Here is a 14,976-nt window from a genome sequence, read left to right as displayed (position 1 = left end):
TCGCCAACGACGACCTCGACCGTTACTGGGCCTACCACCTGCGCCGAGAGCACGAACGCACCCATGACCAGCATGAATACGCACTCACCGCCTGACCGGCACGCTCACTGAAAACGAGCTACACCCAGCTGCCTTCGCGTCGAGCAACGGCAGTGGAGGGGGCGGCGGTGGACGCCGGCGAGACGATCGGCACCAGCGGCGAAGCCGCCTACCAGCGCCACGCCATGATAGGGAGGTGCCTGTGCGACGGATCTACGGTGAAAAGTTCGGGCAGTGGAGTCTTCGCCTCGATGCCGCCTACTGCGCGGTGGTCGGCACTCTGGTGACGCTCTTCGCAGGGCAGATCGCTCAGGGGATTGCGTTCTCGCCGCTCCTGATCGCGTTCGCCGGTATCGCCGTGGTGGTGTGGGCCGGAGGCATCTTGTGGATGCTCGCCCGGCTACCGCTGCGGCTCGCGCTTCGTCTGGTGATGGTCGCCAATGTGCTCGCGGCCATTGCCGTGGGATTCGCCTCGGCCGCCGCCGCGACGGTGCTCATCGTTGCGGCAGTCGTGACCGTAGCCATCGACATTGCGCTCTTCGCCACGAGTCAGGCGATCGCCCTGCGCAAGCTTCCTGCACAGAACTGATAGGTCACGCCCTACGGCCTAGTCGCGCTTCTCGTTGCCGGCGCGGGCCACCGTCCACCCCCTGGCCAATACCGGGCCGTGGCGCTGGGAACGGCCCGTGAGTCCCTCATGGTCGAAGTCCCGCGCCAGCACCACCGCCCCTCTGCCGCGACTTCGACGCACTGCCCACCGTTGGCTGCTCGTGCGCCGCGTGCCGACCTCCACGCAGTGCCCCTCTTCAGCGCTTCGTTCAGTTGCGTCGCGTCGTGGTTGACCGCTGCTTGGCGTCCAACCACAGCACGCCGCAACTCAACGTGATCCGGGTACCGCTTAATGTAGGTCGAGGTGGCCGGTCTTCACGGTGGTGAGGAAGGCGGCCCAGGCTTCGGTCCCGAAGCCGAGCACCGGCCCGTCCGGGTCCTTGGAGTCCCGCGCCAACACCGCCACCTGCCCCGACCTAACCTCTACACAGGAGCCGTTGTTAGCGCTGTGGCTGCTCGTCCTCCAGGTGCCGCTGACCTCGGCGTAGTGACCTTCTTCCGCACTGTGGCTGGCGTTGCGCCGTGCTCCGAGCTCAACGCAGTTGCCCTCGTCGGCGCTCCGGCTGATCTTCTGCCATGTGCCAACCTCCACACAGTTGCCCTCTTGGGCGCTGTGACTGCTCTTCCGCCACGCGCCAACCTCCACACAATGACCTTCGTCGGCGCTAAACGTGCTCTTGCGCCATGTAACACGGGAGAGAACCACGGTCGTCATACCTCTCTCATCGATCTAGCTGGACATTTCGCTGGCCGCCCTAGCGATCAGGGCGCGTGACTCGTCGGGGCTCAGGGCTATAGCACGGAGTTGATCGAAGAGTTCGACGTAGTGTTCGATGTCAGCCGGATCCTCTAGGTAAACACTTCCACGGCGATACTGTATATAAACGACATCTGGGTCAGCCGACTCTGGGAAGCGCAAAACGGTGCAAGGACCGTGCATGGCGGGATGAGCCCCAGCGCTGAATGGGAGAACCAGGATGTTGATGTGGCTCAGCCGCGACATCTCGATGAGGTGGCTGAGTTGCTGGCGCATGGTCTCTGCCCCTCCAACCTGCCTCCAGATAGCGCCTTCGTTCAGCACCACCCATAGCTTTGGGGCATCGTCGCTGGTCAAGCGCTCTTGTCGCTTGACGCGCAGGGCAACGCGGCGCTCCAGTTCCTCCTCGCGCGGGGGTTGCAGGCCAGCGAGAGATACCGCTCGGATGTAGTCCTCGACCTGAAGTGGCCCCGGGATGGTCTCTGGCGCGTAGTCAAGTATCACGGCAGCCTCCTCTTCGAGGCCGACGTAGACCTGGAACCACTTGGGCATCGTGCTGTTGTAGGGGTGCCACCAACCGCGTTTGCGGGCGTCCTTGGCTACCTGGAGGAGTGCCTCGCGCTCGTCGCCGGTGACGCCGTAGACCTCCAGCATCAGGGAGACCTCGCCCACGCGGGCTCCGCTCTGGCCCGTCTCGACCCTGGTGATCGTCACGGGGGCGCAGCCGATGCGCTCGGCGACCTGCTCGCGGGTCAGCCCGCACTGCTTGCGCAGCCGGCGGAGTTCGGCGGCGAGGCGGCGCTTGCGGACCGTGGGGCTGCGGCGAGCGGTCACTTTGTCCTCCTTGTATCCGTTTTATGGTGCCTTGAGATCAAGATCAAAGAAACAAACTGCGATAGTTCAGTTCGTTTCTATTGCGGATTGGACGTCGTCCGCTCACACTCTGACCGTAGCGAAAATCACGCACGGTAGATGGGCGATCACGCAGGAAAGTCGGGTGAATCGTGGTCGTTCGCGTGCCTGGGGAAGGGGCGTCCGACGATGTCAGCGGATCAGCGACCGCACGCGGTGCGGTTCAGCCTCCTGGCTGATCTGTGTTACAAGCTCGGGGAACGTCAGCAGTGCACGTCCATGCTCGTCCACCCGCTGCGCGGTGAGGCCGTGTTGTGGGTGCCGCAGCGGGCGTGGCCTCGGCAGTGGCTCGAGGTGGCGGCGGTCGACCATCGGGGACGGTGGGTCTACACCTTCGGCGGCCAGTGGAGCATGGCCGGGGACGTGGCCGAGACCGCCGCACGGGTGGCGTGGACGGCAGGTGCCCGGTGAAGCACCTGGGGACGTGCGTCGTCCCGTCCGCGCCGGAGAACGTGGTGAACGGCCGCCGGTGGCTGCTGGGACAGCTTGAGCCGCTCCTCGGCGCCCGGCACAGCGCGTGTGAGGACAGCGTCCTGCTGCTGTCGGAGACGCTGACCAACGCGATCGTCCACGGCGGGGGCGACCTCGTGGAGGTGGACGCCTACGTGGGCACCGCCAATATCCGGATCGAGGTCACCGATGAGGGCGGCGACTCCGTCCCGCACCACGTCGACGACCCGCACGGCGAGCACGGGCGCGGCCTGCCCATCCTGGCGATGCTCGCCAAGTCGTGGGGGTTCGGGCAGTTGGACGACGGGCGGCTGCGGGTCTGGTTCGAGGTCCCGCACACCGGCGGCTCCGCGCCCGTCCGGTCCCCGTCCCGCAACGACGGGACGCGCGGCGAGGCCCCCGCCCCGTCGCCCGGCACGGCGCACATCGCCGATCGCTGACGGCCTCCGGCGACGCGGCCGGTCCTCCGTCGACCCGACCGAGGGGCCACCCCAACCGCCACGGTACGTCGTGGAGCCGATCGAGCAGTGAACCAAGGCTCATGTACATGATGGTTCCCGGGCGGCGGCTCACGTGGGGGACGGCTGGCTAGCCGGTCGAAGGGGGTGCGGTTACGGCCTTCAGTTCGTTGAGGGACTCGTGGATGTAGTCGGGGAGTTCCTTGCCGGCGGGGGACTCGAGCCAGCGGGTGAAGGCGACCTTGAAGATGGCGATGCCGGCCTCGGCGGTGAGGGTGGCGGCCGGGTCTGGGACGCCGCGGTTGCGGAGGGTTTCGGCTAGGGCGGTGGCGAAGGTGGCCATCTTGATGAGTTCGCGTTCGCGGAGTTCCGGGTTCGCCTGGATGACGGCCTGGCGGCGGCGGGCGCGGTCGCGGTTGCCCAGGAAGACGCCGCCGATGGCCTCCAGGGCGCCGGCCGTCGCTTCGAGGGGGAGTGCGGCGGCGGGGGCGTCGGCCACGGTGTTCGTGAGCATGTCCTGGAGTTCGGACGTGCCGCCGAAGAGGACCTCGCGCTTGTCGGCGAAATGCCGGAAGTACGTGCGTTCGGTGACGCCCGCGCGGGCGGCGATCTCCGCCACGGTCGTCTTCTCGAATCCGCGTTCGCCGTAGAGGTCCAGTGCCGCCTTTTCGAGCCGGCCGCGTGCGTTCGGCTCCCATCGCCCCATGAGATGGATCCTAGTCGATGTCAGTCACTGTCATCGGTGTGCTACCTTGATGACAGTGACTGACATCAGTCGTCTGGAGGTTTCTCATGCGGGTATTCGTCACCGGGGCGTCCGGCTGGATCGGGTCCGCCGTCGTCCCCGAACTCATCGGCGCGGGGCACCAGGTCGTCGGGCTCGCCCGCTCCGATGCCTCGGCCGCCGCGCTGGAGAAGGCGGGGGCCGAGGTGCGGCGGGGCACGCTGGACGATCTCGACGTGCTGCGGGACGCGGCCGCCGGGGCGGACGGGGTGATCCATCTCGCGTTCAAGCACGACGTCGCCTTCGCGGAGGGACGGTTCCAGGACGCCGCCGACGCCGACCGCCGGGTCGTGGAGGTGTTCGGCGACGTGCTCGCCGGTACCGGTCGGCCGTTCGTCCTGGCCTCCGGGTTGGTCGGCCTTCTGCCGGGACGCGTGGTGACTGAGCGGGACGGTCTCGTTCCCGACGAGACACGAGAAATACCGGTGGGGCCGGCGACTCGGCTGGCCACTGCGCACCTCACGCTTTCGTTCGCCTCGCGCGGGATTCGCTCGTCCATCGTGCGGCTTCCGCCGACCGTGCACGGCGATGGTGACCAGGGCTTCATCGCGAGCATTGTGGGTGTCGCCCGGGAGAAGGGCGTCTCCGGCTACATCGGGGACGGCGCGAACCGCTGGCCCGCCGGGCACGTGCTCGATGCCGCGCGCCTGTTCCGACTGGCGCTGGAGAAGGCGCCGGCGGGGTCCGCGCTGCACGCGAGCGGCGAGGAGGGGGTGCCGATCCGGGCCGTCGCCGAGGTGATCGGACGCCGTCTCGGCCAGAAGGTGGTGTCCGTCGACCCGGCGGACGCCGCCGAGCACTTCGGGTGGCTGGCCCCGTTCATCGGGGCCGACGCCCCGGCGTCGAGCGCGCTGACCCGCGAGCTCACCGGGTGGCGGCCGACCCAGGCCGGCCTTATCGACGACCTGGAGAAGGGGCACTACTTCGCCTGATGGGGGAGGCCGCCGGGCCCGTGCCCGGCGGCTACTCCAGGGCGTCCAGGCAGTCCGTCAGGAAGGCGCGGGAGTCGGCGTGGGAGAGCGCCAGTGCGTCGATCTCCTGCCAGGCGTCCCAGAGGTCGGCCTGCGCGGCGTCGATGCCAAGGGCCGTCTGGACGATGGAGATCCGGCCGGGGAGACCCGGGAACTCCAGGACGTCGAAGGCCCCGTGCAGGCCCGGGTGGACGCCCGCGTCCGGCGCGACGACCCGCACGGTCGACCGGCCGTCGGCGGGGAGTTCGAGCAGATGGGCGAACTGCGCGCGCATGATGTCCGGCGGGCCGCCGTGGCGTTCCAGGGTGAGGCCGTCGAGGAGCACGTCGAGGGTGCGGGGGCGGTGCTGCTGGCGGTTGCGGAGAAGGTCCCACTCCTCGTCCGCGTCCACCTCGAGGTACTGGTGCTCGAACACCAGGCGCGCGTACTCCTCGCAGCGGACGAGGTCCGGTATCCGCCCGATCCCGAAAATGTGGACGAGGGCCGACTCCGACTCGACCGTGTAGATGTCGCGGACCAGGGCCTTGAGGCGTCCCCCATGCCGGGCCAGCCACGGCGGGCCGGCGGGACGGGACGCCAGGTCGACCAGCACGTCCCGGATGTGCGCCGGGGTCCCGTAGGAGTCGAGGATTTCGGCGACCTGGCCGGGCGTGATCGAGCCGAAGCCCGTCTCGACCCGGGCCAGCCAGTCGGCGTTGACGCCGAGATGGGCCGCCGCGTCGCCGTAGGACAGTTCGAGAAGCTCCCGGATCTTTCGCAGATGCTGCCCCACGCTCCGCGCGTTGATGTTCGGGGCTCGGTAATCCACCGGCATGCGGACAGCCTAGAACGGCCGGATCGACGATGTGTGAGATTCGGGTCGCTGACCGTTACTTCAGGGTCTGTTCTGTTTCGTGCCAGAAGGTGCGGAGGGCGGCGGCGGTGGTCTCGGGAGCCTCCCAGGCGGGGGAGTGGGCGGCGCCCGGGATGACGACCTTGGCGGCGTTCAGCCGCTCGGCCATGGTGGCCTGCGTCGAGGGGGACCACACGTCGTCGTCCTCGCCGTACAGGACGAGGGAGCGCAGGCCCGCGTCGGCGCAGTGCTTGGCGAGTTCGTCGACGCGGTCGGGCGCGGTGAGGATCTCACCGGCCATGCGGGCGAGGCCCTTCTCGGAGTTGCCGAGCGTCCGGGCCTTGAGGAAGGCGACGATCTCGTTGTGGACGCCGCGTCCGACATAGCCGGGTTCGAGGCTGAGCGCCCAGATCTGCTCCATGCCGAGTTCCGGGATGGCGTCGCGGAGGGCGCGGGCCTTCGCGGCGGCCTGGCCGTCGACGGAGGACGGCCCCGAGCTCATCAGCGTGAGCGACGCCGGGAGCGCCCCCGACAGGACGGTCTCGCGGCAGACGAGGCCGCCGAACGAGTGGCCGACCAGGTGCACCGGGTCGGACCCCAGGACGTCCAGAAGGGCCGCTATGTCCTCACCCAGGGCGGCGCGGGTGTAGGCGGCGGCGTCGTCCGGGCCGATCGACTCGTACTGGCCGCGCATGTCGATGGCGAGGACGCGGCGGCCGGACGCGGCGAGCGTCTGCAGGACGGCGAGGAAGTCCTCCTTGCTGCCGGTCAGCCCCGGGACGAGCAGCGCGGGGAAGCGTTCGGGCACACCCGAGCCGGGGAGCGCCTCCAGCGCGGCGAGCGGGCCGCGGGACGTCTCGACGGTCACACGGCTCACGCCGGGGGGCAGGGTCAGGAACCGGGGCGTACTCACGGGGTACCAGCCTAGTCAATGGAGGTCGGTGAAAAAGTTTCGGTGGTAGCGTCACGAGCGTGCCTGCCATGCCCGCCATCTCCGCGCACCGCCGTGACGAGGCGGGGCTCGCCGGGCTCGGCGAGGCCGCGGCGTCCGGCGCCGAGTACGTGGAGATCGACATCAGGCGGACCGGGGACGGGCGGCTCGTCGTCCACCACGACCCGGACGTCGCCGGGTTCCGCATCGGCCGGCTGAGCTACGCGCGGATCCAGGACCTCGCGACCCGGCCCGTCCCGCTGGTCGCCGACGCCATGGACATCATCGCCGGCCGCGCCAAGGGGCATCTCGACCTCAAGGAGCGCGGCTGCGAGCACGAGACCGTCGCCCTCGCGATGGAGGCGTTCGGACGGGACGGGTTCGTCGTCACCACCCGCGAGGTCAGCTCGCTGTTCGAGATCAAGAAGAGCTTCCCGGGCGTGCGGACGGCCCTGTCGGTGGGCCGCAACCTGTGGGAGCGCGGCGCCGCGCACGACTTCGCGCCGCTGCGCCTCGTCCACCGGGCGGGCGCCGACATGGTCGCGCTCAACCACCGGCTGGCGCGGGTCGGCGTGCTGCGGCAGTGCGGCCGCGCCGGGATCCCCGCCATGATCTGGACGGTCAACGCCGAGACCGTGATGCGGCGCTTCCTCGGCGACCCGCGCGTCGCCGTCCTCGTGACCGATCACCCCGGCACCGCGCTGAAGCTGCGCGACGACCGGGGCGGCTCGGACCGCCGGAACGGGCGCACCCGCACGTAGTGCCGGGCCGCATGCGGTGCCGGGCCCCGGCATAGCACAACCGCGAGACCGAGCGGTGGTCTCGCGGTCGTCGCCAGGTGATCAGGCCGTCTCGGCGGCCTCGGCCGGGGCGGCGCCGGCCGCCGGACCGGCCCGGCCACAGCGCGACGATCAGCTGGATGAGCAGCAGGTTGAGGCCGACGACGACGGCGATCCGCTGGGCCCGGTCGGGCGTGTAGGTCAGCTCGACGACGCCGCTGGTGCCCTCGGGGACGAGCCAGCCCTGCTTCCACCCGTCCAGCCGGACGGCCCGCAGTTCGGTGCCGCCGGCGGTCGCGCGCCAGCCGGTGTTGAAGTTCTCGTTCACGGTGAGGAACGACGCGGTGGCGGCGTCCACCTCCAGCTTGCGGGAGCTGGAGCCCCAGCTGATGACCTTGACCTGCTGCGGCGGACGGGCGGCGGCGTCCGGCCCCGGCTTGGTCCCGACCGTGACGGTGTCGATGCGGTAGGTGTCGAACGCCACCGACGTCAGGTGGTTCTGGCCCTTCGTGAGCACGGCCTGCTTGCACGCGCTGAACTGGAGCGGCCGCCCGGCGAGCAGATCGCCCAGCGTCCCCGTCGCCTTCGTCTGCACCGTCTGCTTCCGCCCCGCACCGCCCTGCTCGGCAGCGCGCTGACCACCCCCGGCCCGGCCATTCCCACCCTGGCCACCGCCCTCACCGTTGCCGCCCTCACCGTTGCGGCCCTGGCCGCCGCCGGACTGGCCGCCGCCGGACTGGCCGTTGCCGGTCTGGCCGTTGGCGGTCTGGCCGTTGGCGGTCTGGCCGTTGGCGGGCTGGGTTGCGGATGCGCTGACTTCGAGCTTTGGGCCGTAGCCGCAGGGGAGTTCCAAGGGGTAGGTGCGCACGTCGGGGAAGGGCTTGACGCCGGGGACGGTCAGTTCGGTGAGTTGCACCGGCTGGGTGCGGCCGTCGCGAAAGAAGGTGATAGTCAGCCGGTCGGTGGTCATCGGCGCGAACGACAGCTTGCCTTCGGCGTCCGACAGGCCCTCGCGGGTCTGGCCGTTCACGCCCTCGACCCGCAGCCGGACTGGGCCCGCCGCGCCGGGCGGGCGCGTGACCGTCACCGTGGAGATCCGCTTAGCGCCCTTCCACTGGACGGTGTAGGTGGGTTCCTCGTCCTTCTCCCCCGAGATCCAGGACGTCGCCGGGTCGCCGTCGAAGCCGGAGCGCGGCTGGTCGGCCGGGTGGCCGGACAGTGTGGAGCTGGCGGCGACGACCGGCTGGCCGTGCACGGCCGTGTACCGGTCGATGAGCTTCTGGTCGGTGAGGACGGCCGTCCCCGTGACGGGCGCCTTGCCGGTCACCGCCGAGGTGAACGTCCGGTCGAAGCCCGTGCCCTCCTCGTCGCCGGAGCCGAGGGACGGCGCGCACACCCACCGCCGGCTCCCCTTCATGCATTCGCCCATCGCGCCCGGCGCCCGGCTCATCACGTACGTGGCCGGCCCGTCGATCCCGCTGGGCGCGGGCATCGTGTACGTGCGGGTCGGGGTCACGCCGCCGATCGCCACCTCCGCGATCGCCGCGCGCGCGAACGCGGGGACGATCGGCGTCGAGGCCAGGCGGGTGATGCGCAGCCGCAGCCAGCGGGTCGGCCCCTCGGGTGCTTCGAGCGGCTGCGGGTTCGCGCTCTGCTGGACGTCCTGCTCCAGGCTTCCGTTCTCGGTCTCGACGGAGATACGCGTGACCGGGGGGCCCAGCGCGGTGTTCTGCACGAACGTGGCGGTCAGGTTCCGGACGTCGCGGGCCCGGTCGAAGTCGACGCGGAGCCATCGCCCGGACGGTCCGTCCCAGCCGCCCGTCTCCCAGGCGGTCAGCCGGTTGCCGTCGAACGCGGCGTACGGGATCGCCTCGGGTCTGCGCGACTGCGGGATCGCGTCGTCACCGGCCGCGGACGTGGACGCCGTGACGTCCCGGACACCGCCGCCATACGTCACGTGCGTCGTGTACTGCTTCCAGCCCTTGTCGAGGACGTCGGTGGCCTCCCCCTTGTGGGCGGCGGTCATCGTCGGGGACGTCTGGTGCAGTTCGCCGAAGTTGCGGCGCAGCAATCGGGGCGAGTCGGTCACGACCGGGGTGCCGCCGAGGTCGGGGGCGTCGTCGTCCAGCAGGACGGGGTCGTCCGGCAGCGCCTTGTCGTCGGCCATGGCCAGCATGGACTCCGGCCCCCCGTAGACGCGGACGGGGTCGGTCGCGTCGGTCAGGTTGGCGACGTCGGCGGCGCCCTCGACCTCGTACACCTCCAGCGGCGGATACTGCTGGTCGAAGTCCGTCACCGCGTCGTCGTTGCCGCCGCCGACGGGCGCGCCGAACGAGGCGACCTTCCGCATTCCGGGCGAGTCGCCCAGGGCCTGGTGGAGGCGTGCGGGCCACGCGCCGCGCAGCGTCTCCCGCCGCAGGTCATTACGGACCAGGACATACCGGACGCCCATCCGCCCGAGGAACTCGCTCAGCCCCGGCGAGCCCTGCCCGGAGCGAACCTGCAGGTCGATCGCGTCCAGCGCGCGCGTGTAGCCGGGCGACCCGGCCGGGACCAGTTGCCGGACGCCCCACCGCGCCGTCAGCAGCGGCTGGACGATGTCGTCCATCGGACGGCCCCACAGGTACTCGCCGAACGGCGCCCCGGGGACGGCGATCACGCCCTGCTGCCCGGCCCGCGCGTTGATCCAGGACGCCGCGTCCCGCCAGTACTTCGGCACCTCCTTGAAGTCGCCCGGCCCGGACAGGCCGTTCGAGGCGGCGGTGAGCCCGATGCCGCCGAGCGCGACGGCGGCGGCGACCGGCAGGCTGAGCAGCGACCGGAACGTCAGGCCGAATGCCGGGCCGGTCCCGTCGCTCAGGCCGCGCACCCGGGCGTTGCGGGCCCGCCTTTCCCGGAGGTGCCGGCCGGCCGCGGCGAGCAGGTGGGCGAGGCCGAACGCGAGCGGCAGCCGGACGACCGCGTCGAACTTGTGCAGGTTGCGCAGCGGCGCGAGCGGGCCGTCCAGCAGGTCGCGGAGCTGGGCGGCGAACGGGCCCGGGAGGTCGCTGATGTGGCCCATCGACACGATCGCGACGCCGGCCAGCAGCGTGAGCAGCAGGAACGTCCGCTCGGGCAGCAGCCGGGCCAGCAGCCCGGCGAGGCCGAGCGCCGCGACGACGCCCGTGCAGATGATCGGGACCGGGCTGAGCGAGAGGCCGTGCCCGACCGGCCACCAGACCTGGCCGTCCACGATCAGGTAGTTGACCCAGCGCTCCGCGCCGCGCAGCACGTTGATCAGGCCGGTCGGCCCGGTCGTCGTCTCCGCCTTCTCGGTGTAGGTCAGCCAGGAGAACCCGTAGGTGCCGGTGAGCAGCAGCGGGGCCAGCCACCAGGCGGTCGCGGCGCCCGTGGCCGCCGACCACCAGGCGAGCATCCGGACGCGGAACGACCCGCGCGGCCGCGTCACGATGTACATGAACGGGACGATCAGGACGGCGACGGTCGCGGTCGCGTTGATCCCGCCGCAGCAGGCGATCGCCAGCCCGGACCGCGCCGCCGCCCTGAGCCGCCCGCCCTCGCCGGACGCCGCCGCGACCAGCGGCAACATGATCCACGGCAGCATCGCGACCGGCAGGTACTCCGAGGAGATCTGGCCGAGTGTGGCCAGCCCGTTCGGGGCGAGCGCGTACGCCATCGCGGCGAACAACCTGGTCCACTGACCGTCCGGCCCCGTCCCGCCGATGCCGAGCCGCCCGGCCAGCCGCCACGTGCGGGCGAAGGCCAGGCACATCAGCAGCGACAGCCAGAACCGCTGGGTGATCCACGCCGGTATCCCGAGCACGTCGCCGAGCGCGAAGAACGGGCCCATCGGGAACAGGTAGCCGACGGCCTGGTTCTGCAGCTGGCCGAACTGCTCGGGATCCCACAGGTGGAGGGCGCGGCCGAGGAACCCGAGCGGGTTCACCGCCATGTCGATCTTGGTGTCGGCGAGGATCGCGCCGGGCCGGGTACCGAACGCGATCGCGGTCAGCGCGAGGCAGCACGCCAGCACGCGCAGCCGCTCCCGCAGCCTCGCGGCGACGTCCGGGCCGGACGGCCCGTCCGGCCCGCCGGGGGCGGGCTGACGGGACGCGCCGGCGCGGGGCGGATTCGCCTCTCCCACGGCCATGCTCGCCCTCCGCCCCTCTCCGTGTTCTCCCGGGACGTCAGCCAGGGTGTCCGCCACCGTACCCGCGGCCGCTCGCACCCGGGACGGCCGTCCCGATCAGGTCGCGCATCCGGTCGGCGGTGCGCGCCCAGTCGAAGCCTGCCGCCCACCTCTGACATTCCGTGGCCGCCTGCTCGCGCAACGTGGGATCGGCCTGCTCCTTGAGGGCGCGCTCGACGACATCGCCCAGGTCATCGCCCTCGTGGACGAGCCATCCGGTGATCCCGTCGCGGACGGCGTCACGCAGGCCGTCCACGTCGTACGCGACGGTCGGGACGCCCAGCGCCGCGGCCTCGATCACGCTGAGCCCCCAGCCTTCGCCCTGGGACGTGCTGAGATGCAGGTCGGCGCGGGCGATCAGGGCCGCCTTGACGTTCTCGGGGACGTATCCGTGCGCGATGACGACGCCGTCCAAGCCGCGCGCCCTGATTTTGGCTTTCAGTGTGGGCGCTTCAGGGCCGTCCCCCACGATGTGGAGCTTCAGCCCAGGGCGGGTCTCGGCGAGGCTCTGCGCGAGGTCGAGAAGAAGGTGAAGGCGCTTGTGCGGGACGAGACGCGTCACGCACACCAGATCCGGGTCTCCGGCCGCCTCAGAGACCACGCCATCGGGTGCGGCGACCGACGACCCGTTGTGGACGATATGGGCGGGCCCTGTCCACCCCAGCCGCTCCCGGACGGCGCGCAGCGTGGACGGCGAGACGACCACGAACGCATGCCGCCGGTACGTCCAACGGCTCACCGGCCCTTCCAGCACTTGCCCGAGCCAGGCCAGCCATTTGGGGAAGTACAAGCCGAACTGGGCGTCGTGCACATGGTGGATGACGCAGAACACCGGTACACGGCGCGGCAGCACCCACGGCGTGAAGAACGGGATGCCGTTCTGGCAGTCGATGACCGCGTCGAAGCGCCGACGACGAACCAGCATCCAGAGCAACACGAGTGGGTAGACGCTGAACCGGCCACCGAGACGCACGAATTCGACGCCGTCGACCTGTTCCTTGCGCTTCTGCCCTGGCGCCCTGCACGTCACGTAGTGGACGCGGTCCCCTTGACCGGCGAACCTTCGCGCCAGTTCCCAGGCGTAGCGTTCGGCACCGCCGGCGGCGGGATGCCAGGGATCCCGCCAGTTGACGACCGCCAGCCGCAGACCCGCGCTCATCCCGACTTGGCGCTCGGCGCCTGCTCCGGAACGGCGACAGGCACAGGACGCGGCTCAGGGAGCTTCGGCTCGGCCAGTATCGTCCGGACCGGCACGACAGGGATGTTCGGCGTCGCCGGAACACCGGGCATGCGGAAACCGGCGCGCGCGCGGATGCGCGCAAGGTCCAGCAGGCATTGCAGCGAATGACGCCGCACCGAGAACGTCGAGCCGGGACGGTCGCGCCAGACCACCGGAATGGCCGTCACGGACGCCCCTCGCCGCACACAGTGGGCCAGCAACTCGACGTCGAACGAGAAACCAGCCGTACGCACCTGTTCCGCAGCAGCCCGCCCAAGCGGCCCGTCGAAGAACTTGAACCCGCACTGAGTGTCCTGGATGCCGCCCACCAGATCGCGGACGATCCGGTTGAACGTGATGGCGCCGAGCCGCCTGACCGGCAGCGCGTATCCTTGGACGACCGACCGACCGTGGCGCCTTGACCCGACCACGACCGGGCGGCCCTCGCGCAGCAGGACGATGGCTTCGTCCAGCGCGGCGAGGTCTGTTGCCATATCGGCGTCCATGAACCCCACGTACGGGGCGCGCGTCTCCAGCAGCCCGGCCCGGACCGCCGCTCCCTTGCCCCTGCGTTCGCAGCGCACCAGCCGCACCGGCACCGGACCGTCCCACGACCGGACGATACCGGCCGTGTCGTCGGTGCTGGCGTTGTCGACGACGATGACCTCCGCCCGCAGCGGGAGGCCGGCGAGCTTGTCGCACAGCAGGGCCAGCCCCGCCGGAAGCCGGTCGGCCTCGTTGTAGGCGGGAACGACGATCTCCAGGAGGGCGGTAGCGTCACGCCAGGTCCCCATCAGGGCCTACAGGTCACCGGGAGCCGTAGTTGTACAGCGGCTTGATGACCGGGTCCTTCTGGGAGGCGTTCACGAGCTGGACCGTGCCGAACGACGCTCCGGCGGCGAGCAGAACGCCGACCACTGCGGCGATGGCGATGCGCATCAGGGGGTCCTTCGTCGGTGGTGGGGGCTGCGGGGCTTGATACTGCCGAGTAACGGAAAGCTCAGAGTAGTACCTGTGCCCAGGATTGACCAGAAAACGACCAGAGTCATGATGCCCCAGGCGGCCACGACCGGCGCTGCCGGCACTCGCGTCCCGGCCACCTCGGCAGCCCCGTCGATCCGGTAAACAACCAGGTCAACGCCACGCAGCACCACGGTGGCCGCGCCAGTCGGACCCACCGAGCCGGTCTCCGCGTCGACCACGACGTACCGTATGCCCGCATCGCGCAGCGTCGCGGCGGGCGGCGACCCGGTCTTCGCGACCGGCGCAAGCTGGACGGCCCTCGGATCCTCAGGCGGGACGGTCGTGTCGCCCACGGTGACGGCGTCGTCCACGATGACGCGCCGGTGCAGGTAGCGGGGCAGCGGGTCGAGCACGCGACGGCCGTCGTTCCAGGCATAACTCCGGTATGACGCCCACGGCAGGACCAGCACATCACCCTGCGCAGGGTCGCGGTCGATGATCTGCCGGGCACGCGCCCAGTCGTCCGGATAGTGGACGGCCCGCAGCTCGCCGGCCGCGCCCCACGCCAGCGTCGGCAGCAGGAACACCGGCACGGCCATCGCCGCCGCGGCCACTCCCGGCCATTTCGCCTCGGCCGCCCTGTCGGCGGCCACCCCGAGCCCGACCGCGACCACGACGGCGAGCGGCGCCACGTACTGCTGCCCGTCCCGCAGCACGGCGAACCCGGGCCAGAGCCCGATGAGCCCTTCGAGGACGGGCGCCGCGACCGCCCCCAGCGCCGCGATCACAAACCCGACAATCGCCGCAATCATCGCGCCGCGCCACCAAACGGGCTCCCGACCCCACGTCCAGTAGGCGACAAGCGCGATCACGACCACGAGCAGCCAGATCGTCGCCGTCACCGGCGCCCCGTACCCGCTCGGCACCGTCTCGCCGTTCCACACACCGCCGAGCAGGAGCAGGCTCCCAAGCGACCCGAACGGCGTATCCGCCCGCGCCGCGAAGAGATCGACGGCCACCCCGTCCTCCGGCAACCCGCCCGCCCGCAAAACCCCAGGAACCAGCCACGGCAGGCTCAACACC

At 70.9% G+C, this 14,976-nt stretch carries 13 protein-coding genes and 2 pseudogenes; 5 read left to right on the top strand and 10 right to left on the bottom strand.

Annotated features, from left to right (window positions below; all coding sequences use genetic code 11):
* Positions 1–241 precede the first annotated feature (241 nt).
* Positions 242–628 (top strand): hypothetical protein, encoded by a 387-nt coding sequence (locus tag HUX53_RS28170; protein WP_176406241.1) that lies wholly within the window; start codon positions 242–244, stop codon positions 626–628.
* Between the two features lie 309 nt (positions 629–937).
* Here HUX53_RS28170 and HUX53_RS28165 read toward each other — a convergent pair whose 3' ends face one another.
* On the bottom strand, positions 938–1,294 hold the full coding sequence (locus HUX53_RS28165) for a DUF397 domain-containing protein (RefSeq protein WP_309237473.1): 357 nt from the start codon (positions 1,292–1,294) through the stop codon (positions 938–940).
* An 84-nt stretch (positions 1,295–1,378) separates the two neighbouring features.
* On the bottom strand, positions 1,379–2,239 hold the full coding sequence (locus tag HUX53_RS28160; protein WP_176406239.1) for a helix-turn-helix transcriptional regulator: 861 nt from the start codon (positions 2,237–2,239) through the stop codon (positions 1,379–1,381).
* A 207-nt stretch (positions 2,240–2,446) separates the two neighbouring features.
* Between HUX53_RS28160 and HUX53_RS28155 the strand changes: the two genes are divergently transcribed.
* Both HUX53_RS28155 and HUX53_RS28150 read left to right on the top strand, forming a co-directional pair.
* On the top strand, positions 2,447–2,728 hold the full coding sequence (locus tag HUX53_RS28155; protein ID WP_176406238.1) for a hypothetical protein: 282 nt from the start codon (positions 2,447–2,449) through the stop codon (positions 2,726–2,728).
* Complete coding sequence (locus HUX53_RS28150; protein ID WP_176406237.1) at positions 2,707–3,207, top strand: ATP-binding protein; 501 nt, start codon at positions 2,707–2,709, stop codon at positions 3,205–3,207. The genes HUX53_RS28155 and HUX53_RS28150 overlap by 22 nt, the downstream gene beginning before the upstream one ends.
* Positions 3,208–3,355: 148 nt before the next feature.
* On the opposite strand, the gene HUX53_RS28145 is transcribed toward HUX53_RS28150, so the two are convergent.
* A complete protein-coding gene (locus tag HUX53_RS28145) occupies positions 3,356–3,931 on the bottom strand; it encodes a TetR/AcrR family transcriptional regulator (protein WP_176406236.1) in 576 nt (191 codons plus the stop codon).
* An 86-nt stretch (positions 3,932–4,017) separates the two neighbouring features.
* Here HUX53_RS28145 and HUX53_RS28140 point away from each other — a divergent pair, with 86 nt between their 5' ends.
* The gene (locus HUX53_RS28140) at positions 4,018–4,941 is read left to right on the top strand and encodes an SDR family oxidoreductase (protein WP_176406235.1); all 924 of its coding nucleotides are present in this window, start codon (positions 4,018–4,020) and stop codon (positions 4,939–4,941) included.
* Between the two features lie 31 nt (positions 4,942–4,972).
* Here the strand turns inward: HUX53_RS28140 and HUX53_RS28135 are convergent, their stop codons facing one another.
* Entirely contained in the window at positions 4,973–5,794 is an 822-nt protein-coding gene (locus HUX53_RS28135) for a helix-turn-helix transcriptional regulator (RefSeq protein ID WP_176406234.1), read from the bottom strand.
* Between the two features lie 55 nt (positions 5,795–5,849).
* Positions 5,850–6,725, bottom strand: a complete 876-nt coding sequence (locus HUX53_RS28130) for an alpha/beta fold hydrolase (RefSeq protein WP_176406233.1) — start codon at positions 6,723–6,725, stop codon at positions 5,850–5,852.
* 68 nt (positions 6,726–6,793) lie between these two features.
* On the opposite strand from HUX53_RS28130, the gene HUX53_RS28125 reads away from it, so the two are divergent.
* Entirely contained in the window at positions 6,794–7,504 is a 711-nt protein-coding gene (locus HUX53_RS28125) for a glycerophosphodiester phosphodiesterase (RefSeq protein ID WP_217920003.1), read from the top strand.
* Positions 7,505–9,542: 2,038 nt separating this feature from the next.
* Here the strand turns inward: HUX53_RS28125 and HUX53_RS41670 are convergent.
* From HUX53_RS41670 to HUX53_RS28110, 5 genes and pseudogenes are all read right to left on the bottom strand, one after another.
* Positions 9,543–11,672 (bottom strand): annotated as a pseudogene (locus HUX53_RS41670) (alpha-(1->3)-arabinofuranosyltransferase family protein); the annotation flags it as partial.
* Positions 11,673–11,709: 37 nt separating this feature from the next.
* On the bottom strand, positions 11,710–12,870 hold the full coding sequence (locus HUX53_RS28120; protein WP_176406231.1) for a glycosyltransferase family 4 protein: 1,161 nt from the start codon (positions 12,868–12,870) through the stop codon (positions 11,710–11,712).
* Positions 12,867–13,724 carry a glycosyltransferase gene (locus HUX53_RS28115; protein ID WP_176406230.1) on the bottom strand — a complete coding sequence of 286 codons (858 nt, stop codon included), beginning with the start codon at positions 13,722–13,724 and terminating at the stop codon, positions 12,867–12,869. Before HUX53_RS28115 ends, HUX53_RS28120 begins: the two co-directional genes overlap by 4 nt.
* A 13-nt stretch (positions 13,725–13,737) precedes the next feature.
* Entirely contained in the window at positions 13,738–13,869 is a 132-nt protein-coding gene (locus HUX53_RS41665) for a hypothetical protein (RefSeq protein ID WP_255205713.1), read from the bottom strand.
* A pseudogene (locus HUX53_RS28110) lies at positions 13,869–14,976 on the bottom strand (hypothetical protein); the annotation flags it as partial. The gene HUX53_RS41665 and the pseudogene HUX53_RS28110, both read right to left, overlap by 1 nt.

This window comes from Actinomadura sp. BRA 177, from assembly GCF_013372625.1.
Classification (GTDB): domain Bacteria; phylum Actinomycetota; class Actinomycetes; order Streptosporangiales; family Streptosporangiaceae; genus Spirillospora.
Note: the sequence above shows the minus strand (reverse complement) of the source record. Positions and strands in the feature narration are given on the sequence as shown.

What these genes read in the sequence shown, in the direction of transcription:
- HUX53_RS28155 (WP_176406238.1), top strand. Translation starts at nt 2,447, where the DNA reads ATGTCAGCGGATCAGCGACCGCACGCGGTGCGGTTCAGCCTCCTGGCT.
- HUX53_RS28145 (WP_176406236.1), bottom strand. Translation starts at nt 3,931, where the DNA reads ATGGGGCGATGGGAGCCGAACGCACGCGGCCGGCTCGAAAAGGCGGCA.
- HUX53_RS28140 (WP_176406235.1), top strand. Translation starts at nt 4,018, where the DNA reads ATGCGGGTATTCGTCACCGGGGCGTCCGGCTGGATCGGGTCCGCCGTC.
- HUX53_RS28135 (WP_176406234.1), bottom strand. Translation starts at nt 5,794, where the DNA reads ATGCCGGTGGATTACCGAGCCCCGAACATCAACGCGCGGAGCGTGGGG.
- HUX53_RS28125 (WP_217920003.1), top strand. Translation starts at nt 6,794, where the DNA reads ATGCCCGCCATCTCCGCGCACCGCCGTGACGAGGCGGGGCTCGCCGGG.
- HUX53_RS28120 (WP_176406231.1), bottom strand. Translation starts at nt 12,870, where the DNA reads ATGAGCGCGGGTCTGCGGCTGGCGGTCGTCAACTGGCGGGATCCCTGG.
- HUX53_RS28115 (WP_176406230.1), bottom strand. Translation starts at nt 13,724, where the DNA reads ATGGGGACCTGGCGTGACGCTACCGCCCTCCTGGAGATCGTCGTTCCC.
- HUX53_RS41665 (WP_255205713.1), bottom strand. Translation starts at nt 13,869, where the DNA reads ATGCGCATCGCCATCGCCGCAGTGGTCGGCGTTCTGCTCGCCGCCGGA.